Source organism: Lysobacter enzymogenes (assembly GCF_023617245.1).
Classification (GTDB): domain Bacteria; phylum Pseudomonadota; class Gammaproteobacteria; order Xanthomonadales; family Xanthomonadaceae; genus Lysobacter; species Lysobacter yananisis.
In genome coordinates, this window is sequence record NZ_CP067396.1 from 81,264 (window position 1) to 104,218 (window position 22,955).

24 protein-coding genes and 1 pseudogene are annotated in these 22,955 nt (G+C 70.5%); 6 read left to right on the plus strand and 19 right to left on the minus strand.

Annotation, left to right across the window (positions count from 1 at the left end; genetic code table 11):
- Positions 1–8: 8 nt before the first annotated feature.
- The 4 genes from JHW41_RS00360 to JHW41_RS00375 form a co-directional block, all read right to left on the minus strand.
- Positions 9–797 (minus strand): hypothetical protein, encoded by a 789-nt coding sequence (locus JHW41_RS00360; RefSeq protein ID WP_250448601.1) that lies wholly within the window; start codon positions 795–797, stop codon positions 9–11.
- An 11-nt stretch (positions 798–808) separates the two neighbouring features.
- Positions 809–1,246: a hypothetical protein gene (locus JHW41_RS00365; RefSeq protein WP_250448603.1), complete on the minus strand. Its 438-nt coding sequence runs from the start codon at positions 1,244–1,246 to the stop codon at positions 809–811.
- 134 nt (positions 1,247–1,380) lie between these two features.
- Entirely contained in the window at positions 1,381–2,004 is a 624-nt protein-coding gene (locus JHW41_RS00370; protein WP_250448604.1) for a hypothetical protein, read from the minus strand.
- A 110-nt stretch (positions 2,005–2,114) separates the two neighbouring features.
- A complete protein-coding gene (locus JHW41_RS00375; RefSeq protein ID WP_057949670.1) occupies positions 2,115–2,741 on the minus strand; it encodes a hypothetical protein in 627 nt (208 codons plus the stop codon).
- Positions 2,742–3,152: 411 nt separating this feature from the next.
- Here JHW41_RS00375 and JHW41_RS00380 point away from each other — a divergent pair, with 411 nt between their 5' ends.
- Together JHW41_RS00380 and JHW41_RS26115 are read left to right on the plus strand one after the other, a co-directional pair.
- Positions 3,153–3,665 (plus strand): DUF6622 family protein, encoded by a 513-nt coding sequence (locus JHW41_RS00380; RefSeq protein WP_250448606.1) that lies wholly within the window; start codon positions 3,153–3,155, stop codon positions 3,663–3,665.
- A 17-nt stretch (positions 3,666–3,682) separates the two neighbouring features.
- Positions 3,683–3,769 (plus strand): annotated as a pseudogene (locus JHW41_RS26115) (DUF6053 domain-containing protein); the annotation flags it as partial.
- 11 nt (positions 3,770–3,780) lie between these two features.
- Here the strand turns inward: JHW41_RS26115 and JHW41_RS00385 are convergent.
- Positions 3,781–4,389: a DUF4291 domain-containing protein gene (locus JHW41_RS00385; RefSeq protein WP_250451303.1), complete on the minus strand. Its 609-nt coding sequence runs from the start codon at positions 4,387–4,389 to the stop codon at positions 3,781–3,783.
- Positions 4,390–4,573: 184 nt separating this feature from the next.
- Positions 4,574–5,464, minus strand: coding sequence for a phenylalanine 4-monooxygenase (gene phhA / locus JHW41_RS00390; RefSeq protein WP_250448609.1), 891 nt, complete (start codon positions 5,462–5,464; stop codon positions 4,574–4,576).
- 170 nt (positions 5,465–5,634) lie between these two features.
- Here phhA and JHW41_RS00395 point away from each other — a divergent pair, with 170 nt between their 5' ends.
- Positions 5,635–6,111 carry an Lrp/AsnC family transcriptional regulator gene (locus JHW41_RS00395; RefSeq protein ID WP_057949667.1) on the plus strand — a complete coding sequence of 159 codons (477 nt, stop codon included), beginning with the start codon at positions 5,635–5,637 and terminating at the stop codon, positions 6,109–6,111.
- Between the two features lie 595 nt (positions 6,112–6,706).
- Here the strand turns inward: JHW41_RS00395 and JHW41_RS00400 are convergent.
- The 4 genes from JHW41_RS00400 to JHW41_RS00415 form a co-directional block, all read right to left on the minus strand.
- The gene (locus JHW41_RS00400) at positions 6,707–7,411 is read right to left on the minus strand and encodes a helix-turn-helix transcriptional regulator (RefSeq protein ID WP_078999925.1); all 705 of its coding nucleotides are present in this window, start codon (positions 7,409–7,411) and stop codon (positions 6,707–6,709) included.
- Between the two features lie 58 nt (positions 7,412–7,469).
- Positions 7,470–8,687, minus strand: a complete 1,218-nt coding sequence (locus JHW41_RS00405; RefSeq protein ID WP_250448611.1) for an NIPSNAP family protein — start codon at positions 8,685–8,687, stop codon at positions 7,470–7,472.
- Between the two features lie 220 nt (positions 8,688–8,907).
- Positions 8,908–10,401, minus strand: a complete 1,494-nt coding sequence (locus tag JHW41_RS00410) for an ATP-binding protein (protein WP_078999924.1) — start codon at positions 10,399–10,401, stop codon at positions 8,908–8,910.
- Between the two features lie 93 nt (positions 10,402–10,494).
- On the minus strand, positions 10,495–11,160 hold the full coding sequence (locus JHW41_RS00415) for a response regulator transcription factor (RefSeq protein ID WP_057949663.1): 666 nt from the start codon (positions 11,158–11,160) through the stop codon (positions 10,495–10,497).
- 256 nt (positions 11,161–11,416) lie between these two features.
- Here JHW41_RS00415 and JHW41_RS00420 point away from each other — a divergent pair, with 256 nt between their 5' ends.
- A complete protein-coding gene (locus JHW41_RS00420) occupies positions 11,417–11,950 on the plus strand; it encodes a GNAT family N-acetyltransferase (protein ID WP_250448613.1) in 534 nt (177 codons plus the stop codon).
- A gap of 226 nt (positions 11,951–12,176) precedes the next feature.
- Here JHW41_RS00420 and JHW41_RS00425 read toward each other — a convergent pair whose 3' ends face one another.
- Positions 12,177–12,965 (minus strand): rhomboid family intramembrane serine protease, encoded by a 789-nt coding sequence (locus JHW41_RS00425; RefSeq protein ID WP_057949661.1) that lies wholly within the window; start codon positions 12,963–12,965, stop codon positions 12,177–12,179.
- A gap of 126 nt (positions 12,966–13,091) precedes the next feature.
- Between JHW41_RS00425 and JHW41_RS00430 the strand changes: the two genes are divergently transcribed.
- A complete protein-coding gene (locus JHW41_RS00430; RefSeq protein ID WP_057949660.1) occupies positions 13,092–14,261 on the plus strand; it encodes a class I SAM-dependent rRNA methyltransferase in 1,170 nt (389 codons plus the stop codon).
- Positions 14,262–14,328: 67 nt separating this feature from the next.
- Here the strand turns inward: JHW41_RS00430 and JHW41_RS00435 are convergent, their stop codons facing one another.
- Positions 14,329–14,652, minus strand: coding sequence for a hypothetical protein (locus tag JHW41_RS00435; RefSeq protein WP_057949658.1), 324 nt, complete (start codon positions 14,650–14,652; stop codon positions 14,329–14,331).
- 321 nt (positions 14,653–14,973) lie between these two features.
- On the opposite strand from JHW41_RS00435, the gene rmuC reads away from it, so the two are divergent.
- A complete protein-coding gene (gene rmuC, locus JHW41_RS00440) occupies positions 14,974–16,557 on the plus strand; it encodes a DNA recombination protein RmuC (RefSeq protein ID WP_250448615.1) in 1,584 nt (527 codons plus the stop codon).
- 196 nt (positions 16,558–16,753) lie between these two features.
- On the opposite strand, the gene JHW41_RS00445 is transcribed toward rmuC, so the two are convergent.
- The 7 genes from JHW41_RS00445 to JHW41_RS00475 all read right to left on the minus strand — a co-directional run bounded on the left by JHW41_RS00445 (position 16,754) and on the right by JHW41_RS00475 (position 22,942).
- On the minus strand, positions 16,754–17,815 hold the full coding sequence (locus JHW41_RS00445; RefSeq protein ID WP_057945874.1) for an IS30 family transposase: 1,062 nt from the start codon (positions 17,813–17,815) through the stop codon (positions 16,754–16,756).
- Positions 17,816–18,359: 544 nt separating this feature from the next.
- A complete protein-coding gene (locus JHW41_RS00450; protein ID WP_250448617.1) occupies positions 18,360–19,562 on the minus strand; it encodes an MlaA family lipoprotein in 1,203 nt (400 codons plus the stop codon).
- A 113-nt stretch (positions 19,563–19,675) separates the two neighbouring features.
- On the minus strand, positions 19,676–19,963 hold the full coding sequence (locus JHW41_RS00455) for an STAS domain-containing protein (RefSeq protein ID WP_231783906.1): 288 nt from the start codon (positions 19,961–19,963) through the stop codon (positions 19,676–19,678).
- On the minus strand, positions 19,960–20,622 hold the full coding sequence (locus JHW41_RS00460) for an MlaC/ttg2D family ABC transporter substrate-binding protein (RefSeq protein WP_078999930.1): 663 nt from the start codon (positions 20,620–20,622) through the stop codon (positions 19,960–19,962). Before JHW41_RS00460 ends, JHW41_RS00455 begins: the two co-directional genes overlap by 4 nt.
- Positions 20,619–21,191, minus strand: a complete 573-nt coding sequence (mlaD, locus tag JHW41_RS00465; protein ID WP_078999929.1) for an outer membrane lipid asymmetry maintenance protein MlaD — start codon at positions 21,189–21,191, stop codon at positions 20,619–20,621. Before mlaD ends, JHW41_RS00460 begins: the two co-directional genes overlap by 4 nt.
- Before the next feature lie 213 nt (positions 21,192–21,404).
- The gene (locus JHW41_RS00470) at positions 21,405–22,154 is read right to left on the minus strand and encodes an MlaE family lipid ABC transporter permease subunit (protein ID WP_057949653.1); all 750 of its coding nucleotides are present in this window, start codon (positions 22,152–22,154) and stop codon (positions 21,405–21,407) included.
- Entirely contained in the window at positions 22,154–22,942 is a 789-nt protein-coding gene (locus tag JHW41_RS00475; protein ID WP_250448619.1) for an ABC transporter ATP-binding protein, read from the minus strand. Before JHW41_RS00475 ends, JHW41_RS00470 begins: the two co-directional genes overlap by 1 nt.
- Between the last annotated feature and the right edge of the window lie 13 nt (positions 22,943–22,955).

Sequence of the window (22,955 nt, forward strand, 5' to 3'; positions counted from 1 at the left end):
CGCGCGGCTCAAGGCGTCAGGCGCAGGTCGAGCGGCAGGGTCTGCCGGTCCCACTCCAGCGCGCCCTTGAGCTGCAGCGGATAGGCCAGCGCCGGCGGCGCCGAATCGGCGTCGTCGGCCTGCGGCGTCAGCGCCAGGGTGCGGGTTTCGCCGGGCAGGATCGGCAGGCTCGAAGGCTGCAGGCCGTAACGGCGACCGCCGGCGTCGATGCCGTCGATCAGGCCTTCCAGGCGGGTGTGCGCATTGCCCTCGTTGCGCACGCGCAGCACCGGCACGCGCTGGCCGTCGACCTGCGCGGTGGTCGTCTCGACCACGCGCAGCCGCGCCGCGGCCTCGCCGACGGCGAGGTAGACGATGATGCCGATGCGCCCGGACACCGGCAGCGCGAGCGCGCCGCCGGCGCTTTCGGGCTCGCCTTCCAGCAGGATCGCGAAGCGGCACTCGCCGGCCGGGGCGTCGGCCGGCACCGCCACTTCGAAGCGGTAGCGGCGCTTGCCGTTGGCGGCGATGTCGATCTGCGCCGCTTCCAGTCCCACCCACGGCCGGCAGCTGCCCGGCGCCAGCGCGGTGTCGAACGCCACCGCGCCGTGGGCGTCCATCGTCCAGTCCGCGGTCTTGAGCGTGTAGCGCGCCGCGCGCGCGGAGACGTTGGTGATCTCCACCACGTTGCGATAGACGCTGCCGGGCTTGGCCCGGTCTTCGAAGCGCGGCGGCGAGACCAGCGCGGAGAAGCCCTGCGCGCCGGCGGCGGCCGGCAGCAGCGCGAGCGGAAGGCAGAGCACAGCGAAACGGCGCACGAGCGAGCGCATCAGGGTTCGTCCAGGTCGATTTCGAAGGAGAAGGTCAGGGTTTGCGCGCGGTCCAGGCGCTGGCCGTCGGCCTGCAGGTCCAGGCGCAGGCGGTCGCGCAGCGCGTCTTCGCCGATCGGGCCGGCGTAGACCAGGGCGCGCTCGCCGCTGACCAGCCGGCCCGGCAGCAAGCGCCCCTGGGTGGTCCAGGCGACCTGCAGCGGGCCCGAGGGCGAGGCCGGCAGGGTCATGTAGATGCGGCCGTTGCGGCCGCGCCAGGCCGCCACGTCCAGGCGCAGGGCGACCTCGAGCGCGCCGGCGACGCCGCGGCCGCGCGCGCCGGGCACGTTCGCGTCCCAGCGCATCTGCACGTTCGGGTTCATCACCTGGCTGCCGCTGTCGTCGACGCGATGGGTCGCCGCCGACGCGGCCGTCGCCGCAAGCCACAGCGTGGCCACGGCCGCCCCCTGTAGGAGCGGCGCAAGCCGCGACCGCGAAACTTCACGCTCGCCGCGCAACTTCCGCCGCAGGCCGACCGCCGCGGTCGCGGCTCGCGCCGCTCCTACAGCCAGCCGCCGCCACCCGCGCGCGCTCACGGCGCGCTCAAGGTGTAGACCACCCTGCCCGTGTAGGTGCCGGCGCCGACCACGGCATCGTTGGCGTAGCGGAAAGTGTGGCAGCTCTCGCGCCAGGTGTTGATCTGAAAACTGGCCAGCGCCTGGGTGCCGGGCTGGAAGGTGCCGGCCGGGATCGGCTGCCCGCCGGTGTCGCCGTTGCCGCTGCTGGTCCAGGAAATCTGCGAGAACGCGATGCTCTGGCCCTGCGCGTTGGTGAGGCCGGCCGGCACGGTCGCGGTCAGAGTGGCCGCGCCGCCGCTGCCGCTGCGGCGATAGAAACCGCCGACGTAGATCTGCGCCGGCACGTTGCAGAACGCGTAGCCGTCGTAGTTGCTCACGCCCGAGGAGGCGGTGGTGGTCATGACCTGATCGACGCCGTTGCCGAGCGCCGCCGCCGGCACCGTCGTCGACACCACATCGACGCCGCCGCCGTTGCCGGGCGTGCCGTTGCCGGTGTAGGTGCCGGTGTAGATGCCGTCGCCGACGCGCAGGTAGATGCCGCGCGAACCGGGATTGATCGTCGCGGTGAACGCGCCCGCGGCGGGCGCGAACGCGGCGGCGGACAGCAGCAGGGCCCAGCCGCGCAGGCGTGCGGTCATGGCGAAGTCTCCGGGGAAGGCGCCGCCGCGGTCGGCGGCGCCGGATCCGCGCCGGATCGGCGCGGGGCGCATCGGTTGGTGGTGCGGCCGGCGCGCGGCCGGCATGCGGCTTACGGCATCGACGCGGTGTAGGTGACGCGGCTGTTGTTGGCGTTGACGCCGCCGTAGGTGCCCGGCGCGACCACCGCGCCGTTGAGGTAGGCGTAGGTCCACTTGGCGTCGAGGTTGACCACCTTGCCGCCGGCGCCGGGCGCGACGGTGCTGCTGGTGACGGCGCCGTCGGCCAGGGCCGGCGCGGGCAGCGCGGTGGCGGTGGTGTTGGTCGCCACCGAGGTCTGGATCTGGCTATAGGAAATGCTGTCGCCGGCGCCGTTGCCGAGCGCGCCGACGGTCGACGACGACAGGGTGATGGTGCCGTTGTTGCCGACCAGCTTGGCGGTGACGCCGCCGTTGCCGAGGTCGCCGGAGGCCGCGGTGGCGGCGACGGCGGCGCCGCTGCCGAGGTTGGCGGCCGGCACGGCGAAGGCGATCTGGTTGATGGTGGCGGTGTTGCTGTAGTCCGCGCCGGCGCCCACGCGCAGGAACAGGATCTTCGGCACGGTGATCTGGAAATCGAGGCGGGCGGTGGCGGTGATCGGCGACGCGGTACCGGTGGAGTACTGCGACTCGGCCTGGGCCAGCAGCGGCAGGCCGGCCAGCAGCGAAGCGGCCAGGAGAGCGGTCGGGAACTTGCGCATGGATGGTGTCCGAAGGGAGTCGGCGCCGGGGAATCCGGGCGCTCCGGCCAGACAACGCACAATCCATGCCAGAACGTGATTCACATCGCAGATTGATTTGTTAGTGCGGCGTGATCGTCGAATACTAAAACGTGAACTGGTTCATAAAAAATTCCGCCGCGCCAGGGTGGGCGGGAAGCGCCGTGGCACGTCATCCGCGCGCGGGCGATGTGACGTCTTAGGTCAATAACTCCGTCCTGTCGGGTGCCAGTCCGGTGCATCGGAGTCGGCATCGCAGTGACTTCCGGCACGCCGCATCGATGACCGCCGGGACTGCGCCCGCGCCGCGCCGCGGCCGAGCATGGGCGCCATCGGATCGCGAGCCCGCGACCGTCCGCCCAAGCCCGCCGCCGCTGCGACCGGAGAGCCGCCATGCACCTGAGCCACCTGCTGCAAGCCACCCCGACCTGGGTGTTCGTCCTGTTCGCCGTGCTGCTGGCGCTCGGCCTGCGCCGCCTGCGCACCGGAGTGCAATCGCTGGCGCGGGTGTGGGCGGTGCCGGCGATCTTCATCGCCTGGGGCCTGTACGGCCTGGTCGTGCACCTGGGCGCGGCGCCGACGAACCTGCTGCACTGGATCGCCGGCGCGGCGGTCGGCGGCGTGCTCGGGCTGTGGTCGCTGGACCCGGCCGCGCTCGCCTTCGATCACCAGCGCCGGCTGGTGCGCCAGCCCGGCAGCGCGCTGCCGCTGCTGCGCAACCTGGGCATCTTCGGCGCCCACTACCTCCTGCAGGTGTTCGCCGCGACCCACCCGCAGCTGCGCGACAGCGCGATGGGCTGGGACCTGGTCGTGTCGGGCTTCAGCGCCGGCTACTTCGTCGGCTGGGCCGCGCGCTTCCTCGCCGGCCAGCGGCGCGCGCCGCAGACCGACCTGGCATCGGCCTGAGTTGCGGCCTGTTTGTGGTGGGAGGGCCTTCAGGCCCGATGCTTCCGGCTCAGGTCGCGGTGCGCGGAGCGAACAGCATCGGGCCTGAAGGCCCTCCTACGAACGCCGCGCCCGCTCAGACCACGGTGTTGGGAACGTACGGCCGCTCCGCCGGCAACAGCGCCGCGGCCTCGTCCAACCGATCCGCCTGGACCAGATCGTGCACGCGATGCGCGAGCGGCGTGACGTCTTCGATCCGCTGCGTCCATTCGTCGATGTAACGCGGCACCGCTTCGCCGCCCAGGCCGATCTGGATCGAGCGATGGTCCAGCGGCCCCAGCCGCAGGCTGCGCTCGGGGTCCCACTGGATCCGCACCGGTGTGGCACCGCGATGGCGCTGCCATTGCGCCGGCGTCATCGCCGGATCCGGATGCGAGGAGCAACTGTTCGCCAGCGCCCACTCGAACCCGTCGCGTGCGATGTCGATGGCGAGGATGCGGCGCTGGTTGTCGTCTTTGAAGCCCCAGCCGGCGCGGTACAGCATCCAGCGGAACGAGGGCTTGATCCAGGTCATGCGCGAGCGCGAGAACGGCGCGACGAAGCGGCCGGCGGCGAGCGCGGCGTCGGCGATCGGGTCGTTGAAGGCCTGGTAGACGCGGATCGTGGCGTCGTCGTAAACGGCGCGGATCTGGCGATAGGGAACGCCGCTGGAGGTCTGCGCGGCGGCGTCGCGGCCCGCACCCATGTGCGGGGTCTGGCTCGGGTTTTCGTCGTTCATCGGCCGCGAGTGTAGCGCGCGGCTTTCGAAGACGACGGCGGCGCCGCTCGTGACGGATGGGCGGCGAGGTTCGCGTCGTCGGCGCGGTGTCGCGGTCGCGACTCGCGTCGCTCCTCCAGGAAGGGATGCGGGCGAATCGCGATTTTGCGGATCAGACGTCGCCGTCGGTCAGCCAGCCCTCGCCGGTGCCGCGGTTGAACACCGCGTCGCTCGCCAGCACGTCGCCGGCCGGGATCGAGTCGTGCTTGCGCAGGCGCTGGTAGATCGGGGTGAAGTCCGGCTCGGTCGCGCGCATCAGCTGTTCGAAGCTGTCGATGACGAAGTAGGTCTTCTGGAAGGTGTCGATGCGGTAGCGCGTGCGCATGACCCGCTCCAGATCGAAACCGATCCGGTTGGGCGCGTTCGACTCCAGGCTGTAGATCGATTCGCTCTTCGACGAAACGATGCCGCTGCCGTAGATGCGCAGTCCGTCGGCCTGCTTGATGAGGCCGAATTCCACCGTGTACCAGTACAACCGGGTCAGGTGCACCAGCGCATCGGGATCGATCCCGTGCGCCTTCACTCCGCCCTTGCCGTAGGCCTGCATGTAGTCGGCGAACACCGGGTTCATCAGCAGCGGCACGTGGCCGAACAGGTCGTGGAACAGGTCCGGCTCGGACAGGTAGTCGATCTGCTCGGGCTTGCGGATCCACCAGGTCACCGGGAAACGGCGGTTGGCGAGGTGGTCGAAGAAGGTCAGCTCCGGCAGCAGGCCTTCCACGCCGATCAGCTCCCAGCCGGTGTGCGCGCGCAGGGTGCGGTTGAGGTCGTCGAACTTGGGGATGCGGTCCGGCGTCATGTGCATGGCGCGCTGGGCGGTCAGGAACTCGTCGCTGGCGCGGCCGACCAGCACTTTCTGCTGGCGCTCGAACAGCTGCGCCCACACCGCATGGTCGTCGCTGGAATACGAGCTCCACGGCTGTTCGACCACGGCGGTGGTGTAGACCGGCACGTAGCCCTTGTCGGTGAGCTGGTGTTCGACGCGTTGCGGGGTGGTGTTCATACCGACTCGCTCCTGGGCCGGCCTGGATCGGGCCGACGTCCTCATGGCCGGCCCGGATCGGACCGATACGACGACTTTAGCCGCGCCCGGGCGCAATAGGTTTGCGTTGTTGCGCCTGAAACCCGGTTTGGCGCAACATCCTTGCGTGTATCGCCCCGGAGCCGCCGAAAATGGCCACCATCGAGTTGGACCGCACCGACATCGTCCTGCTGGCCGAGCTGCAGCGCGACGGCCGCCTGACCAACGCCGAACTGGCCGAGCGCGTGCACCTGTCGGCCTCGGCCTGCCTGCGCCGGGTGCAGCGGCTGGAGCGCGAGGGGGTGATCCGCGGCTACCGCGCCGAGGTCGACGCGGCGCGGCTGGGCCTGGGCCTGCAGGCGTTCGTGCGCGTACGCCTGGGCCGCCACGACAGCGAGGCGGTGGCGGCGTTCGCCGAATTCGTCGGCGACTGGGACGAGGTGGTGGCGTGTTACGCGCTGACCGGCGACATGGATTATCTGCTGCAGATCGTGGTGCGCGATCTGGAGCATCTCTCGCGCTTTTTGCTGGATCGTCTGCTCAATCAGGCGGGGGGCGCGGACATCAACTCCAGTCTGGTGTTGCGGACGGTGAAGGAGTTCAAGGCGTTGCCGTTGCCGGCGAAGTGAGGGGCTAGGCGTTGGCGAGGTGGGTTTCGGCTCTGTCGTTTGAGCTACGTATCCGACTGTAGGAGCGGCGCGAGCCGCGACCGCGACAACGCAACTACGCCGAAACTTTCACTGTGTCTGCCGTGGCGCGGTCGCGGCTTGCGCCGCTCGTACAGTCGGATACGCAACCCTACGGCCGTCATTCCGGCGAAAGCCGGAACCCATGTTGACGTTGCTGCTGCTTTCGCCGCTACCGATGTGTCGCGCGACGACAAGCCACCATCAAGAGCTTTCGTCCGCAAGCGGCCGAGCTACTTTCTTTTGTCAGCGCGACAAAAGAAAGTAGCCAAAGAAAAACGCTTGTTTAAGGTCACAAGCCACTAAGTCCAGCACCCGGCGCGGGGCCGCGCCATAAGGGGCATCCTGCCCCATGGCGCGCGCGCGCATCCATGCGCGCGCCCTCTGGGGCTGCGGGACGTGTGCTTCGCTTGGGGTTGCGTCCAGGCGAACGGCAACAGCAGCAACAACAACAGAGTGGATTCCAGCTTTCGCTGAAATGACGGTCGAAGATCCGGGTTCTACGAGGATTGGCAGCACAGGCTCCAACACCCCGTTCTCACCGCTTCCAACGATCGGGCAGCGCCCCGCCCACCGAACGCAGATACGCCTGCAGCCCGCGCCGTTCGTCCGCCGCGAAGACCTCCCCGGTCGCCGCATGAGTCGCGATGCGGTCCGGACGGAAGCTGCGGAAATCCTCGCGCAGGCGACACCATGCGCCCAGCGTCCAGCTGCCGCCCCAGAACGACAGGCACAAGGGTTCGATCTCGCGCTCGCTGGCGCGCGCGCCGCTGTCGCGGTACGTCAGGCGCAGCACCCGATGCTCCTGGACCGCGGCGTAGAGTGCGTCGATCAGGCCGCTGGATTCGATCCGGCCGGCCAGCTCGGGGGCGAAGATGCGGGTGCGGGCGGCGCGCTCGCGCAGTTCCGGCGGCAGCACCGCTTCGATCTTCAGTAAGGCCGCGGTGGCGCCGCGGCCGAGGCGCTCGCCGCCGAAGGCGCGCACGAAGCGGGTGCCGACCACCAGCGCTTCGAGTTCGTCGGGACTGAACATCAGCGGCGGAATGTCCGCGCCCTTGCGCAGCACGTAACCGACGCCGGCCTCGCCCTCGATCGGCACGCCCGAACGCTGCAGGTCGGCGACGTCGCGGTAGACGGTGCGCAGCGAGACTTCCAGCGTCTGCGCCAGCTGCTGGGCGGTGATGGCCTGGCGGCGGCCGCGCAGGGCATGGATCAGCAGGAACAGGCGGTCGGCGCGGCGCATGCCGCATGATCCCGCGTCGCGCCGTCGCGCTCAAGCGCGCCAACGTCGGGATACCGCTTCATCCGCGCAGTTCCGAGCGCGCGGTCGGCGCCAGCCGCAGCAGCTGCGGCGCGCGCCGGAGTCCGGCCCGCAGCGCGTCGGCGACCGCGGCGCGCCACTGCGGCGTCTCGGCCAGCCGTCGCGGCGCCTGCGCGTCGGCGCAACGCGCGAACCAGACCAGCGCCGGTTCGCCCTCGCGCACCGGCAGGCGCGGGAAGCCGTTGGGCGTGTCGTCGCTGACGTAGACGCCGAGCAGCGACAGCCCGGCCGGTTCGAACAACGGGGCGAAGTCGCGTTCGAAGCGCTTGAGGAAACCGGCCTGCGCCGGCGCGTCCAGCTCGCACACGCCGATGCAGACGATGCCGTCCGCGTCCGCCGACGCGCCGACCGGCGCGCGCTCGCGTTGCGCCGCGGGCAGCGCCGAGCGCGGCCGCGCTGGCTTGAGCAGGCGCACGTCGTCGCTGTCGATCATGGTCGCATTCGCGGCGTCGCGATGGCGCTTCCAGGTCGGGCCGCCGTAGAACCCCTGCAAGGCCTCGACCCGCGCGGCATGGCCGGGAAAGCCGCGCACCCAGGTGTAGCGGTCGGGTTCGTCGAGTTCGCGGAACTGGCCGATCACGTGCATGCCCACCGCTTCCTGCGGCTCGATCAACTCGCGTTCGAACAGTTCGATCAATTCGTCGCGGCGGCCGGGCTTAAGGGTGTAGCGGCGCAGTTCGATCACCGCGTCCTCGTGCGGCAGGCGCCCGCCCGCGTCGCGTCGGCGCAGCCACATGTGCCAGTTGGTTTCCCAGCTGGCGCCGCCGTCGATCGAGAACTGCTGGTGCCAATGCGCGGTGTTGGCGCCGATCGCGCTCCAAACGAAGCGTGCGCGCACCGGCCGGCCGTGGTGTTCGAGTTCGCCTTCGAACACGCCGACGCCGTCGGCGAAGCCGCCGCTCACCGGCGGCTCCAGCACGCCGTCGTGGCTGCCGGCCCACCAGATGTTCCAGCGCCTGCGCTGCAGGTCGAACAGGCGCAGGGTCATGCCCTGGAAGGTGTCCTCGCCGCCGTCGCGGCGCCAGTCGCTGAGAAAGGCGTCGACGTTGCCCAAGCCGCCGAGCACCGGTTCGCAGCTCTGGGTGGCGTGGAAGATCTCCCAGTCGTCGCCGCCGGCCAGGCGCTCGCGCAGGCGTTCGTTGCGCACCTGCCAGTGGCCGTGGAGGAAGTCGAAGTCGTGGCGGCCGTCGTGGTTCATCGCAGTCCCGGGGCGTGGAAACCGGGTCAGGATGCGCAGGGGCTGCTGCCAACGCCTTGGCAGCAGCGGTAGCCCGCGCAGGAGCGGCGCAAGCCGCGGTCGCGCCGCTGCGATGTCCGGCGCTGTTAGCCCACGGGTGCGTAAGGTCTACAGGGCCGGCGTCGTATCCGCGCTATCGCGGTCGCGGCTTGCGCCGCTGCTACAGGGGGTTAGGGGCCGGTCACGCCGGCACCGGCGGGAACCGGACGCAGACTTCGAAGCCGCGGCCCGGGCCGCGCGGGTCGTCGCCGCCGCGCTCCAGGCCCTGGCCGCATTCGATCCTGGCGCCGTGGGTCTGGGCGATGCGCGCGACCAGCGACAGGCCGATGCCGCTGCCGCCGTCGGGGCTGCCCGGCGCGCGGTAGAAGCGATCGAAGATGCGTTCGCAATCGTCCGTCGCCACGCCGGGGCCGTTGTCGGCCACGCGCAGCACCGCGCCGCCGGCCTCGGCCGAGCAGCTCACCGCCACCTGGCCGTCGGCGCCGGCATGGCGCACCGCGTTGTCGATCAGGTTGCGCAGCAGGATGCCGAGCTGGTCGACGTCGCCGAGCAGGCGGGTCGGTTCGGCGCGCAGGCTGATGCGCTGGCGGCGCTCGCGCGCCAGGGTCTCGAAGTCGCGGATCACCAGCACGATCAGGTCGGACAGGTCCAGCGGCGCCAGCCGCACGCTTTCCTCGCCGGCGTCGAGCCGGGCCAGGTCGAGCAACTGTTCCGACAGCCGCGCGCTGCGCTGCACGCCGGCGTTGAGCTTTTGCAGTGCGGCGTTCTTGGCTTCCAGCGTGGTCGCGCGCAACGCCAGTTCGGCGTGGGTGCTCAGCACCGCCAGCGGCGTGCGCAGCTCGTGGGCGGCGTCGGAGATGAAACGGCGCTCGTGCTGCACGGCCGCGTCGACGCGTTCGAGCTGGCCGTTGAAGGCCTCCACCAGCGGATGGAATTCCGAGGGCAGCGGATGGGTCGGCAGCGGGGTCAGGTCGAGCGGCTGGCGTTCCTGCAGAATCCGCCGCAACGCGGTGATCGGCCGCAGCGAGCGCCCTATCACCAGCCAGGTCGCCAGCGCGAACAGCACCAGGATCAGCGCCGCGGCCAGCAGGCTGCCGACGATCCAGTTCTGCAGTTCCTCGATCGCCATGCGCTTGGTCCGGCCGACCTGCACCACCAGGCCGCGCGGCTTGTCGGTGAGGGTGTAGACCTGCCAGCGTTCGCCGTCGATGACGCGGCGGGCGAAGCCGTCCTTGAATTCGGGATTGAGCGGTTGCAGCGGCGCGGCCGCGGAGTACACCACGTTGCGGCCGTTGGCCCAGACCTGGAAGCTCATCTTGCGGTCGGCATCGACCGGCACGGTGGCGCGGGCGGGATCGCGCGAGGGCAGGCGGTCCAGGCCCTCGGGCATCGAGCCGAGCACTTGTTCGGCGATCTCGCGCAGGGAGTTGTCGAGCATGCCGGTGTGCTCGCGGCCGAGTTGCCAGATCTGGCAGCTCAGCCACACGAACCAGGCCAGCAGCACCGCCTTGAACAGCACCCAGGTGAGCTTCCAGCGCAGCGAGCGGCCGGCCGGGAACTCGCGCGACTGGCGGCAGCGTTCGCGCCAGCTGTTGAGCTGGCGTTCGCGCTCGCGCCAGCGCGCTTCGCGCTCGCCGTCGCCGGTGCCGGCATCGCGGCCGTCGATCGCGCTCATCGGCGGCCGCCGCGCGGCGCGGACGCACGCGCCGAGGCCGCGCGCGGACGGGCGCGCAGTTGCGGGCGCAGACGCGTGCGCACGGCGGCCATGTCAGTTCGGCCCGCCGCCGACGCGGTAGCCGTAGCCGTGCACGGTCACGATCAACTGCTCGCCGAGCTTGCGCCGCAGCTGGTGCACGTACACCGCGATGGTGTTGCTCTCGATCGTGCCGGAGCTGCCGTAGACGGCTTCCTCCAATTGTTCGCGGGTGACCACCCGGCCCTGGCGTTCGAGCAGCAGGGTCAGGGTGCGGAACTCGTGGCCGCTGAGGGTGACCGGCTCGCCGTCGCGGGTGACCAGGCGCCGCGCCGGGTCCAGCACCACCGCGCCGCAGCTGAGCACCGGCGAGACCCGGCCCTGGCTGCGCCGCATCACCGCGCGCAGGCGCGCGCACAGTTCGTCGAGCTGGAAGGGTTTGACGATGTAGTCGTCGGCGCCGGCGTCGAGCCCGGCGATGCGCTCGCTGAGCTTGTCGCGCGCGGTCACGATCAGCACCGGAGTGGCGTCGTAGCGGTTGCGCAGCGCGCCGAGCACGCCCAGGCCGGAGCCGCCGGGCAGGCCGAGGTCGAGCACCACCGCGTCGAAGTCGTGATCGACCAGCGCGGTCTTGGCCAGCGGCGCATCGGCCACCCAGTCGACCCGCCAGCCGTCGTGACCCAGGCCCGTGCGCACGGCCTCGGCCAGCATCGCGTCGTCTTCCACCAGCAGGATGTTCATCGCCCGGTCGTGTCTCGGTGTCGCTCGGATGGGTGTCGCTCGGATGGGTGTCGCTCGAATGGGTGACGCGGCAAGGGGGTTGCGGCGATCTGCCGCATCGTCCGCAGCCACTGTGCGCCGGCACGATTAAAAAGTTCTTAAAAGCCGGCGCGCAGGATGGCCGCGCCCGCAGCGCAGGCCGCCGCGTCCGCGGTGTTCCGCGCCGATGCTACCGCGTCGCCGCGCTCCCCCCTCCGCCGCTTACCGGAAACCCGCGATGAACCCCCAGCTCGCCGTGACCCGTTCCGAACCCTCCCTCGCCGCGCCCGCCGGCCTGAGCGTGCGCGCGGTGACCCGCGCCGACGCGCCGACCCTGATCGCGCTGTGCCAGGAGCACAGCGACCGCCGCGCGCTCGAACGCCGCCCCTACGGCCCGCCGCGCGCGGACGCGCTGGAGCTGATGGAGGTGCTGTTCGAACCGCCGTTCGGCGCCTGGGCCTGGCTGGCCGAAGCCGACGGCGAGGTGATCGGCTACGCCAGCGCCACCGCCAGCTTCTCCATGCTCGAGCGCGCCTACTGCCTGCAGCTCGACGATCCCTACGTGCGCGAGCCGTGGCTCGAACGCGGGGTGGAGACCGCGCTGCTGGGCCAGGCGCTGGACGCGGCGCGCCGCTTCGGCTGCCTGAACCTGCAGTGCCAGTCGCCGCAGTGGAGCGAGGCCGCGCGCGAGCTGGAAGCGCCGCTGCGCGCGGTGCGGGTGGAGGCGGTGCGGTATGTGGTGCGGATGGAGGATGAGGTCGCGCCGGTGTGAGCGCTGCGCGGGACCTCGTCGCGGGCGAGTGGCTGCGAATTCGCTCAGCCACCGTCGTTCCGGCGCAAGCCGGAATCCAGGTTGATTCGAAGGTTTATCCCGCCAAGACAATCGCAACCGCCGCCGGCGCGCTGAGCCGACGACGCGAGCGCGCATCGGCATCCAATCCGCCGGGCACCGCTACGACAACGCGGGCCGTGCCTGCGTCGTCAGCCGCGCATCGCCCTCACTGCGGCCCCGCCGGCGGATCGCGCCGCGGAAACTCCAGCACCACGCCGCTGTGCACGTCGCCCGGATCCGGCCGGTTCCACAGCACCGGCACGTTGCGCGGGCTCGGCGGTTCCAGTTCGTCGTTGACCGGAACCAGCTCGGCGTCTTCTTCGTCTTCCCAGCTGTAGCGCTTGCGCGGCGGCAGCGGGTCGCGCAGGCGGAAGGCGAACGCCGAGGCCACGCCGGCCACGGCGCCGCCCAGGTGGGCCTGCCAGGAGACGCCGGCCTCGCGCGGCAGCACCGTCAGCAGCATGCCGCCGTAGAGCAGGAAGGCGATCATCGCCGCGGCGATGGACGGGCGGTCGCGGCGCAGCAGGCCCAGGGTCATGACCAGGAACATCAGGCCATGGGTCAGGCCGCTGGCGCCCAAGTGATGGCTGCCCGGCTCGCCCAGCAGCCATGCCCCCAGCCCCGAGCCCAGCCACACCACCGGCAGCGCGCGCAGCGTGGCCTTGGGATAGACCGCGCCGGCCAGGGTGCCCAGCAACAGCAGCGAGGTCGCGTTCGCGGCCAGGTGCTCGATCGAGCCGTGCAGCAGCGGCGCGGTCAGCAGGCCCAGCAGGCCCTCGGCGGTCCACGGCGAAACCGTGAACGGGCGGATGTCGAAACTGCCCTGGGCGGCGTACACCGCCGCCAGCGCCAGCACGAAGGCCAGGCTGGCGTTGAGGGCCCGGGTCAGCCGCGCGCGGTCGGTCTTGCGCTGCGCCGGGGTGTCGGGGATCGGGGCGTCGGTGGGCAGGTGCATGGGAACCAGATTGGCACCGGCGGCGGGCAAAACAAGCCGGCCGCGGTGGGCTTCATTGTCCCGCCGGCGGGATTGGGCCGCCGTTCGCATTCCGGCCCGGGGCGCCGGGCCCGGTAGAATGGCGCGATGACTACCGAACTCCCCACCGTACGCCTCAAGAACGCCTGGAAATCCACCCACCCCTGGATCTTCCAGCGCCTGGTCGACAAGCCGGCCCAGCGCCCCAAGCCCGGCAGCATCGTCGAGGTGATCGGCGTGGACGGCGAATGGATCGGCCGCGGCTTCTACAACGGCCACTCGCGCATCGCCCTGCGCATGCTCGAAAACGATCCGGACGTGGCGGTCGACGCCGACTGGTTCGCGCGCAAGATCGCCGCGGCGGTGTCGCTGCGCCGCGACGTGCTCCGGCTCGACGAGGTCAGCGACGCCTGGCGCGTGGTCCACAGCGAGGGCGACGGCATCAGCGGCCTGGTCGTGGACCGCTACGGCGACCTGCTGGTGGTCGAGTACTTCAGCGCCGGCGCGTTCCGCCACCGCGAATGGATCTACGACGCGCTGCGCGCGCAGTTCCCCGGCTGCCGCTTCTACGCCTTCGCCGACGAGCACGTGCAGAAGCAGGAAAGCTTCGACTTCCGCGGCACCGAGGCGGTCCCGCCGGCGGTCATCACCGAATACGGCATCAAGTTCCGCGCCGACCCGGCCGGCGCGCACAAGACCGGTTTCTTCGCCGACCAGCGCGAGAACCGAGAATGGCTGTCGCAGCAGGTCGCCGGCAAGCGCGTGCTCGACCTGTGCTGCAACACCGGCGGTTTCGGCGTCTACGCCAAGGCGCGCGGCGCCGAGGAAGTGATCGGCGTGGACATCGACGCCGACGTGATCAACATCGCCAAGGGCAACGCCAAGCTCAACGGCGCCCACGTCAAGTTCGTCCAGGCCGACATCTTTCCGTACCTGCGCGACATGGGGAATGCCGGCGAGCGCTTCGACGTGGTCATCCTCGACCCGGCCAAGATGACCCGCGACCGCGAGCAGGTCATTCCGGCGCTGAAGAAGTACCTCGACATGAACAAGCTGGCGCTGAGCGTGGTCAAGCCCGGCGGTTTGTTCGCGACGTTCTCGTGCACCGGCCTGGTCAGCGAGGACCAGTTCCTCGACATGCTGCGCCGCGCCGCGTTCTATGCCGGCCGCACCGTGCAGGTGCTGCGCGTGGCCGGCGCCGGCGCCGATCACCCGTGGCTGGCGCAGGTGCCGGAGTCGCGCTACCTCAAGGCGGTGTTCTGCCGCGTGCTGGACTGAGGCGCGGCGGATCGGACCCGCGGCGTCGGTAGCGTCGTTTCGAACGCGCCGCCTCGGCCGTGTCCGCTCAATCGCGCCACCACAGGATCGCCGGCGGATCCTCCGGGCGCGCCTGATCCAGCCGCCGCAGCGCGTCCACGTCCAGGCCCGGCAGGTGCGCGCTGAGCGCGCGGGTCACGTCCTGGTAGCCGGGCCAGTCGGTGCGCAGTTCCAGCCGCTCGCCGCTGGCGGTGCCCAGTGCGAGGTAGACCAGGCGGCGGTCGGCGGCGTCGATCGCGTAGCCGTCGATGCCGTCGATGTCGCGCCAGCGGATGCCGTGCACGCGGCCGGCGCCGTCGTCGCGCCAGACGCCGCGCGGGTCGGCGTACAGTCGGGGGTCTCGCGGGTCCATGGGCGGGCCTTCGCTTGTGCGGAACGGGCCTGCGGCGACCCGGCGGCTGCGGCCAAGATTGGCACAGGCGCGGGCGGCAATGCTGTTCCGTATGGAATATCGAATGTGGATCTTGCTGATTATTTGTGACCGAAATCGCAGTCGATGCGACGCCGCGCGACGCCGGCGCCGGTCGCAGGACCTGAGACTCACCCGTTTAGACTGGCCTTTAGACTAGGCGCCCCGTGGGTGCCTGCCGCCACCGCCGCCGCGCGCTGGCCCGGGCACGGACGGCCCGCTCCCCCCTCTTTCCGCCCGCCCCCGCCCCCGCCTCGAGTCCCGATGTCCCCGACCCTCGCCGCCGCCGCCATTCTCGTCGCCGCCCTGTTCGGGGCCGCGCTGGCCTGGCTGCTGGCCCGCGCCGGCGCCGCGCGCGCGCACGCGGCCGCGCGCGCCGAGCTGGGCGACCGGCTCGATGCCGCCAATACCGAGCGCGCGCAACTGGCCGAGCGCTGCGCGCGCATTCCCGAGCTGCAGGCGCGGCTCGACGACCTCGAGGCCCAGCGCGGCCAGCTGGTGCGCGACAGCGGCCTGCTGCGCGAGGCCATCGGCCGCAGCGGCGCCGAACTCGACAAGGAACAGCAGGCCCTGCAGCGCCTGCGCGTGGAATTCGAGCAGCTCGAACGCGAACGCGACGCGCTGGCCGGCGACCTCAACCGGCGCACGGTCGAACTCGGCCGCGTCGGCACCCAGCTGGAGGCCGAGCGCAACCAGGCGCAGGAGAAGATCGCCCAGCTGCGCGAGGTGCGCGACGAACTCAGCGTGCAGTTCCGCAACCTCGCCAACGAGATCCTGGAAGAGAAGAGCCGCCGCTTCACCGAGCAGAACCGCAGCCACCTGGGCCAGCTGCTCGATCCGCTGCAGCAGAAGCTGAGCGAGTTCCAGGCGCGGGTCGAGACCGTCTACGACAACGAAACCCGCGACCGCACCGCGCTGGGCGAGCAGGTGCGCCAGCTGATGGCGCTGAACCAGTCGCTCAGCGAGGACGCCAAGAACCTCACCACCGCGCTCAAGGGCTCGAACAAGGCGCAGGGCGCCTGGGGCGAACTGGTGCTCGAGCGCGTGCTGGAGTCGGCCGGACTGCGCAAGGGCGAGGAATACGACGTGCAGGAGAGCCACGGCACCGAGGACGGCGAGCGCCGCCCGGACGTGACCGTGCACCTGCCCGAAGACCGGCACATGATCGTCGACGCCAAGATGTCGCTGGTCGCCTACGAGCAGTTCGTCAGCGCCGAGGACGAGGACACCCGCGCGCGCGCGCTCAAGCGGCATGTCGAATCGATGCGCCAGCACATGCGCGGCCTGTCGGAGAAGCGCTATCAGGAGCTGTACGGGCTGCGTTCGCTCGACTTCGTGCTGATGTTCGTGCCGATCGAACCGGCGTTCATGCTCGCCGTCGCCAACGACCGCGGCTTGTTCATGGAAGGCTGGGACCGCAACGTGCTGATGGTGAGCCCGTCGACGCTATTGTTCGTGCTGCGCACGGTCAAGCACCTGTGGCGGCAGGAAGCGCAGAGCCGCAACGCGCAGGAGATCGCCAAGCGCGGCGCGCTGTTGTACGACAAGCTGGCCGCGTTCGTGGCCGACCTGGACAAGGCCGCGAACCAGCTCGACGGCGCGCACAAGACGCTGGAGGCCGCGCGCGACAAGCTCGGGCGCGGTAAAGGCAATGCGATCCGCCAGGCCGAAATGCTGCGCGAGCTCGGGGTCAAGCCGAACAAGGCGATGCCGGCGAAGCTGGTGGAGCTGGCGCTGGACGAGGATGAAAGCGACGGCGAAGACGTTTCGGCGCCGCTGGCTTTGCCTGTGGCTGATGATGCGGCGGTGGCGGGGGGCGATGGGTCGGGGTCAACCGAAGCGACGTAGCTCCGCCGCTGCACCCCGAAGCTGCGAACTCCCAAGCTCGTCATTCCGGCGAAAGCCGGAACCCATTTTGACTTTGCTGTTGCTCTTGCTCTTATCGAAGCAACGAGTGACGACAAGCCGCAATCAAAAGCGTTTCGTCCGCAAGCGGCCGAGCTACTTTCTTTTGTCAGCGCGACAAAAGAAAGTAGCGGCGGAGTCAATGTCCAAGTGCATCACCCTGCGCCCGCGGGTTTTTGAGTTCCTCATAGAGCACCTCGACGGGCGAGCGCCTGCCCAGGCTACGACGGGGGCGGTTGTTCATTTCCCACGCCACCTCTTTGAGGCGCTGCGCAGAATGCACCGACAGATCGGTGCCCTTGGGAAAGTATTGCCGCAACAAGCCGTTGGTGTTTTCGCAGGTTCCGCGTTGCCACGGGCTATGGGGGTCGGCGAAGTAGATCGCTAAACCAGTGCGTTCGCTCAACTGCCGATGCGATGCCATTTCCTTGCCCTGGTCGTAGGTCAAGGTCTTCTTCAAACTTTCCGGCACACCTTCGAACGCCGAGCTGAAGGCCTCCAGCACCGTGTGCGCGGTCGCGTCGGCGAGCTTGACCAGCTTGACGTACAAGGTGCGGCGGCAGACCAATACCCCAATCGCCGAGCGGTTGTGCGCGCCCACGATCAGGTCGCCCTCCCAATGCCCCGGCATCAGGCGCTCATGCGCGGCCGGCGGCCGCAGGCGGATGTTGGGCAGATCCGGCAGATGGCCGCGGGCGTCGCTTCCCTGGCGCGTGCGGCGGCCGGACTTGCGCCCCTGCCGCAGCAGACGGGTCACCTGGCGGCGCAATTCGCCGCGCGGCATCGCATAAATCGCGGTATAGATCGTTTCGTGCGACACGCGCAGCCAGGGCCGGTCCGGGTACAGATCCCGCAGTTTGTCGGCAATCTGTTGCGGCGACCAGCACCGTTCCAGCCAATAGCGCACGCGTCGCCACAGCACGGTGTCGCGTCGCAGCTTGCGGCGCACCCGCGCCCGTCGCCGCAGTCGCTGGGCCCGCCGGCCCGCCCGGGTCGCATCGTAGCCAGGGTCGAAACGAGGGCGTCCGCGCAGCGGCGGCCCCGAATGGGACCGAAACCCATTACGGCGCAACTCGCGAGCAATTGTGCTTTGCGCCCGACCCAACGTCTGGGCGATTTGCCGTCCGCTCGCCCCTTGGGCGATCAAGACCATGATGGCCCCGCGCTCTTCTGCGCTCAGATGCGAATACTGCTGACCCATTCACAGTGCCTCACTGAGGTGATGCACTTGAGGTTAGAGACCAGCAACCAAAGAAAAGGCCTGTTCTTTTTCGGATCAAGAGCCACTAGGGCTCGAAAGGGGCGCGGGGCCGCGCCATAAGGGGCATCCTGCCCCATGGCGCGCGTGCGCATCCATGCGCACGCCCTCCGGGGCTGCGGGGCGTGGGCCTCGGGCGAGGTTGCGTCCAAGCCAAGGACAACGGCAACGGCAACGGCAACATCAAAATGGATTCCGGCTTTCGCCGGAATGACGAGTTTGGGGTTTTGCCGCTTCAGAATGCGGCGGCGTGGCCGCGTCGCTTCGGTTGGCTTTCGCCGGAACGATGGCGATGGGTCGCATCGCCAGCGGCCGAAGCCCCTGTAGGAGCGGCGCGAGCCGCGACCGCGCCAATACGGTAACGGCGAACGTTTCATCGTAGTTGCGCTGATGCGGTCGCTGCGCGCATCGCTTCCACCGCGGCGCGCAAAAACAAAACGGCCCGGATTCGCATCCGGGCCGTTCGCATATCCGCTGTCGCGTCGCCTCAGCGCACGCCGGCGCCGTCGGTCGGCATCACCGGCATCGCGTTCGCCGGCACGCTGGGGTTGCTGTCGTCCTGCAGGTAGTCCGGCAACGCGGTGTCGCCGTTCTTCTCCAGGCGGTCGCCGAAGATCTGGTAGTCGCGGCGCTGCATCCACGAGTCGCGCACCAGCGCGTATTCGTCCTCGGCGCCTTCGCGCAGGTTGTCCAGCGGCAGCAGCTGGGCGCGGATGTCGACCAGCTGCAGGCCCTGCAGGCCGATGCGGATGCGGTCGCGTTCGATCCGGCGCAACGGGCTCAACGGGGCGTCGCCGACCGCGCCGAACGCGTCGCGCACGGTGCGCGGGCCGAAGAACGGCAATTCGAAGTAACGCGAGCGCTTCCAGCCCCACACGCCCAGCGTTTGGCCGAAGTCCTCGCTGCGGTTCGGCAGCTTGGCCGCGGTGGCCGGGTCGAAGATGCCGCCGATGCCCAGCGTGGTGTTCAGCGCGAACCGGCCCAGCGACTGCGCCGCCTGCTTGGGCTTGCCCTGCAGCAGCGCGTTGACCATCGACACCGGCTGGCCGAGGTTGTTGAAGAAGTTGCTGACGCCCAGGCGGATCGGCCGCGGCACCACCTTGGTGTAGGCGCGTGCCAGCGGCTTGGCCACACCGCGGTCGACCGCGTTGTTGAAGCGGTGCATCTTGCGGTTGTACTTCTCCCACGGGTCGTAGCCGCCGGGCACGTTGGCCGGCGCCGGCAGGGTGGGATCGGCGACCGGGTTGTACTCGCCTTGCGGGTTGCCGTAGAGCGCGTCGAAGTCGCGCTCGGCCTGGGTGCGCGGGTCGTCGGCGGCCGCGGCCGGCTCGGCCGGCGGCGGCGTCGCGGCGGTCGGGTCGACCTGGGCGAGGGCGTAGTCGAGCGAGACGTCCGGCGCGGGCTGCGCGTCGGCGCTGGCGGACGCGCCGGCCAGGGCTTCGGCCTGGGCGGCGTCGGTCGCGGCAACGGCCGCATCCAGCGCGCGCGCCGAGTCGGTCAGCACCGGTGCGCCGGTGTCGGTCGCCTGGGTCGCGGCGTCGGCCTGCGCGGCCGCGGCCAGCGCCGCGGTGTCGATGGTCAGCGCGGACGGATCGCCCGGCAGGACCGGGGCGGCGTCCTGCGCCGCGGCCGGGACGGTGTGCGCGGCCAGGGCCAAGGCCAGCGCGAGGGGGAGTGCGTGGGGGCGCATGGTTGCAGTCTAGTCTTCCGGGACAACGGTGGGGGCGGCCAGGCCACGTCCGTGGGCGTCGGCGACCGCAACGATGAGATGCATGCAGCGAAAGCGTTCCGGCGGCGCGGTCCTCAGCGGCCGAAGCCGAGCGAATCGTCCAGGCGGTAGGCGGCGCGCAACTCGGCCAGCCCGGTCGGCTCGCCGACCACGGCCACGCCCGGCGCCTGCGCGGCCAGTTCGGCCAGCAGCGCCAGGCCGGCGCTGTCGACCGAGGCCACGCCGGTCAGGTCGAACCGGCGCGCGCCGGGCGCGAGCGGCCGCGCCTGCGGCCACAGCGCGGCCGCCGCGGCGCGGTCGAGGACGCCGGCGAACGCCAGCGTCTCGCCGTCGCGCCGCACGCTGGCCGGAGCCGGGCTCACTTGTTGCCGCTCGCCTGCGCCTGCAGCTTGCCGGCCTTGATGTCGGCGGCGACCTGGGCGATCGACTTCTGGCTCAGCGGCGCGTCGAACTGGTTGCGGAAGGTCTGCACGAAGCTGACGCCTTCCACCATCACGTCGAACACCTTCCACTGGTTGCCGGTCTTGCGCAGCAGGTAGTCGACCGGCACCGGCTCGCCGCCCTGGCGCAGGAACTCGCTCGACACCTTGACGATGGCGCCGCCGCGCAGCGGGGTCTCGGACTTGATCCGCACCTGCAGGCGGGTGTTGAAGTCGAGCAGGGCCGAGCCGTAGCGCTGCATCAGGCTGCTGGTCAGCGCGTCGGAGAACAGCGCCACGTCGGCGTCGGCCGCGCCGCGGCCGTGGGTGCCCAGGACCAGGCGCGCGGCGTAGTCGCGGTCGAACAGCTGGTTGAACTCGGTGGTGACGAACTGGCTCAGCGCGGCGCGGTTCTTGCTGAACTCGGCGCGGCGCGATTCCAGGGTCGACAGGATGCGGGTGGTGTTGCCCAGCACCATCGCGCTCGGCGTGCCGGCGGCCGGCGCGGTGCCCGCGGCGGCGGTGGCCTGGGCCAGGGCCAGGGACGGGACGCCTGCGAACAGGGCGCAGGCGAGGACGGAGGCGGTCAGGATGCGCTTCATGGCTTGCTCTCGCTGGAGGGGGCGGGTTGCTCGCCCTTGAGGTAATCGGGGGTGCCGGCGTCGGCGGGCTTGGCGGGTTCGGCGCCAGTGCCGTTGCCCCCGCCTTGTGCGCCACCGCCGCTGAACATGTACTTGCCGACCAACTGGATCAGATCGATCGCCGGCTGGGTCAGGTAGATCTCGTCGCCCGGCTTGAGGTCTTCCGGGTCGCCGCCCGGGGTCAGGCCGATATAGCTCTCGCCGAGCAGGCCGCTGGTGAAGATGCCGGCCGAGGTGTCGGCGGAGAGCTTGTTGTAGCGCTTGTCGATGGACAGGGTGACCACCGAGGCGTAGCTCTTCGGGTCCAGCGAAATGTCGGCGACCTGGCCGACGTTGACGCCGCCGATCTTCACCGGCGCGTTCGGGCGCAGCGCGCCGATGCTGGTGAACTTGGCGGTGACCTCGTAATTGTCGCGGCCGAAGCCGAACTTGCCGTTGGTGGAGGCGATCGCCAACACCAGCAGCGAGGCCAGGGCGAGCAGCAGGAACGCGCCGACGGCGAATTCGATGCGGGGACTGCGGACGGACATGGGCACCACCTTGGGGATAAAGCCCGCGCGGTTCAACGCGGCTGGGGAAACGGTTTGTCTGCTACGGCAACAGCGAACGTCTTGAAGCCCCTCTCCCGCGTGCGGGAGAGAGGTTGGGGTGAGGGCCGCGCGCAGCGCGCCGCTCCGATCACCCGCGTGCCCTCATCCGCCCCTGCGGGGCACCTTCTCCCGCCAGCGGGAGAAGGGACATCGTTACTTGAACAAGAACGCCGACATCACGAAGTTGAACATCAGCACCAGCAGCGAGGCGTTGACCACCGCCTGCGTCGTCGCCACCGAGGTGCCCTCGATGGTCGGCTCGGCGTGGTAGCCCACGTAGGCCGCCACCAGCGCCGCGGTGCCGCCGAATACGGCCGACTTCACGAACGCCATGAGGAAGTCGTCGAAGAAATCCACGCTGTCCTTGAGCACCTGCCAGAAGATCCCGGGCTCCAGGCCGATCACGTGCACCGATTCGAAATAGCTCGCGCTGATCGCCAGGCTGCAGAAGAAGCCGGTCAGCAGCGGCACGCACAGCACCGCCGCCCAGAACCGCGGCGCCACCGCCTTGCCGACCGGGTCGATCGCCATCAGGCCGAGCGCGGTGATCTGGTCGGTCGCGCGCATCAGGCCCAGTTCGGCGGCGATCGAGCTGCCGGCGCGGCCGATGAACAGCAGCGCGGTCAGCACCGGGCCGAGCTCGCGGTACAGGCCCAGGCCGAGCATGGCGCTGACCTGGTTGGCGGCGCCGTAGGTGTCGAGCGCGCGGTAGCCCAGCAAGGTCACCGACAAGCCCACGAACGCGCCGCCAACGGCGATGATCGGCAGCGAACGCGCGCCGATCTTGTAGATTTCGCGGATCAACTCGCGGAAAAAGTCGGCCGTCGGCTTGGACGCGCGGAACACCGACAGCGAGAACAGGCCGGCGCGGCCCAGCGAGCGGACGACATCGAACAACGCCATTACGCGGCCTCCGAATTGCGCGGCGCGGCGTCGAAGCCGATCGGGCCGTCGGGCTCGCCGCGCAGGAACTGGCGCACCAAGGGGTCGTCGCTGTGCTCCAGCTCGGCCGGGGTGCCGGAGAAGACGATGCCGCCGTTGGCGATGACGATGGCGTGGTCGGCCACCGGCAGGGTTTCGTGGACGTGGTGGGTCACCACGATGCTGGTCAGGCCGAGGGTGTCGTTGAGCCGGCGCACCAGGCTCATGACCACGCCCGAGGCGATCGGGTCCAGGCCGGTCAGCGGTTCGTCGTAGATCATCAGCGGCGGGTCCAGCGCCAGCGCGCGCGCCAGCGCCACGCGCCGGGCCATGCCGCCGGACAGTTCGCGCGGATACGCGTCGGCGGCCGCGCTGAGGCCGACCGCGTGCAGCTTCATCAGCACCAGCCGGCGGATCACCGGGTTCGGCAGCCTGGTGTGCGCGCGCAGCGGCAGGGCCACGTTCTCGGCCGCGGTCAGGTCGGTCAGCAGGCCGTTGCCCTGCAGCAGCACGCCGATGCCCTTGCGCAGTTCCAGCAGCTCGCGCGGGTTCTGCGGCACCGGCCGGCCGAACACTTCGACCGTGCCCGAGGCCGGCGCCAGTTCGCCGGTCAGCGCCGACAACAGGGTCGACTTGCCGCTGCCGGACGGGCCGAGCACGGCGACGATGCTGCCGCGCGGCACGCTGAGGTTGATCCCGCGCAGCACGCTGCGGCCGCCGCGGTCCAGGCGCAGGTCGGTGAGGCGGACGATGGGCGTTTGCTTCGACATGCGGGGGCGGCAA

Bases quoted from the DNA above. Each gene is read 5' to 3' on its own strand.
- JHW41_RS00370 (WP_250448604.1), bottom strand. From the start codon at position 2,004: ATGACCGCACGCCTGCGCGGCTGGGCCCTGCTGCTGTCCGCCGCCGCG.
- JHW41_RS00375 (WP_057949670.1), bottom strand. From the start codon at position 2,741: ATGCGCAAGTTCCCGACCGCTCTCCTGGCCGCTTCGCTGCTGGCCGGC.
- JHW41_RS00380 (WP_250448606.1), top strand. From the start codon at position 3,153: ATGCACCTGAGCCACCTGCTGCAAGCCACCCCGACCTGGGTGTTCGTC.
- JHW41_RS00385 (WP_250451303.1), bottom strand. From the start codon at position 4,389: ATGGGTGCGGGCCGCGACGCCGCCGCGCAGACCTCCAGCGGCGTTCCC.
- phhA (WP_250448609.1), bottom strand. From the start codon at position 5,464: ATGAACACCACCCCGCAACGCGTCGAACACCAGCTCACCGACAAGGGC.
- JHW41_RS00395 (WP_057949667.1), top strand. From the start codon at position 5,635: ATGGCCACCATCGAGTTGGACCGCACCGACATCGTCCTGCTGGCCGAG.
- JHW41_RS00400 (WP_078999925.1), bottom strand. From the start codon at position 7,411: ATGCGCCGCGCCGACCGCCTGTTCCTGCTGATCCATGCCCTGCGCGGC.
- JHW41_RS00405 (WP_250448611.1), bottom strand. From the start codon at position 8,687: ATGAACCACGACGGCCGCCACGACTTCGACTTCCTCCACGGCCACTGG.
- JHW41_RS00410 (WP_078999924.1), bottom strand. From the start codon at position 10,401: ATGAGCGCGATCGACGGCCGCGATGCCGGCACCGGCGACGGCGAGCGC.
- JHW41_RS00415 (WP_057949663.1), bottom strand. From the start codon at position 11,160: ATGAACATCCTGCTGGTGGAAGACGACGCGATGCTGGCCGAGGCCGTG.
- JHW41_RS00420 (WP_250448613.1), top strand. From the start codon at position 11,417: ATGAACCCCCAGCTCGCCGTGACCCGTTCCGAACCCTCCCTCGCCGCG.
- JHW41_RS00425 (WP_057949661.1), bottom strand. From the start codon at position 12,965: ATGCACCTGCCCACCGACGCCCCGATCCCCGACACCCCGGCGCAGCGC.
- JHW41_RS00430 (WP_057949660.1), top strand. From the start codon at position 13,092: ATGACTACCGAACTCCCCACCGTACGCCTCAAGAACGCCTGGAAATCC.
- JHW41_RS00435 (WP_057949658.1), bottom strand. From the start codon at position 14,652: ATGGACCCGCGAGACCCCCGACTGTACGCCGACCCGCGCGGCGTCTGG.
- rmuC (WP_250448615.1), top strand. From the start codon at position 14,974: ATGTCCCCGACCCTCGCCGCCGCCGCCATTCTCGTCGCCGCCCTGTTC.
- JHW41_RS00445 (WP_057945874.1), bottom strand. From the start codon at position 17,815: ATGGGTCAGCAGTATTCGCATCTGAGCGCAGAAGAGCGCGGGGCCATC.
- JHW41_RS00450 (WP_250448617.1), bottom strand. From the start codon at position 19,562: ATGCGCCCCCACGCACTCCCCCTCGCGCTGGCCTTGGCCCTGGCCGCG.
- JHW41_RS00460 (WP_078999930.1), bottom strand. From the start codon at position 20,622: ATGAAGCGCATCCTGACCGCCTCCGTCCTCGCCTGCGCCCTGTTCGCA.
- mlaD (WP_078999929.1), bottom strand. From the start codon at position 21,191: ATGTCCGTCCGCAGTCCCCGCATCGAATTCGCCGTCGGCGCGTTCCTG.
- JHW41_RS00470 (WP_057949653.1), bottom strand. From the start codon at position 22,154: ATGGCGTTGTTCGATGTCGTCCGCTCGCTGGGCCGCGCCGGCCTGTTC.
- JHW41_RS00475 (WP_250448619.1), bottom strand. From the start codon at position 22,942: ATGTCGAAGCAAACGCCCATCGTCCGCCTCACCGACCTGCGCCTGGAC.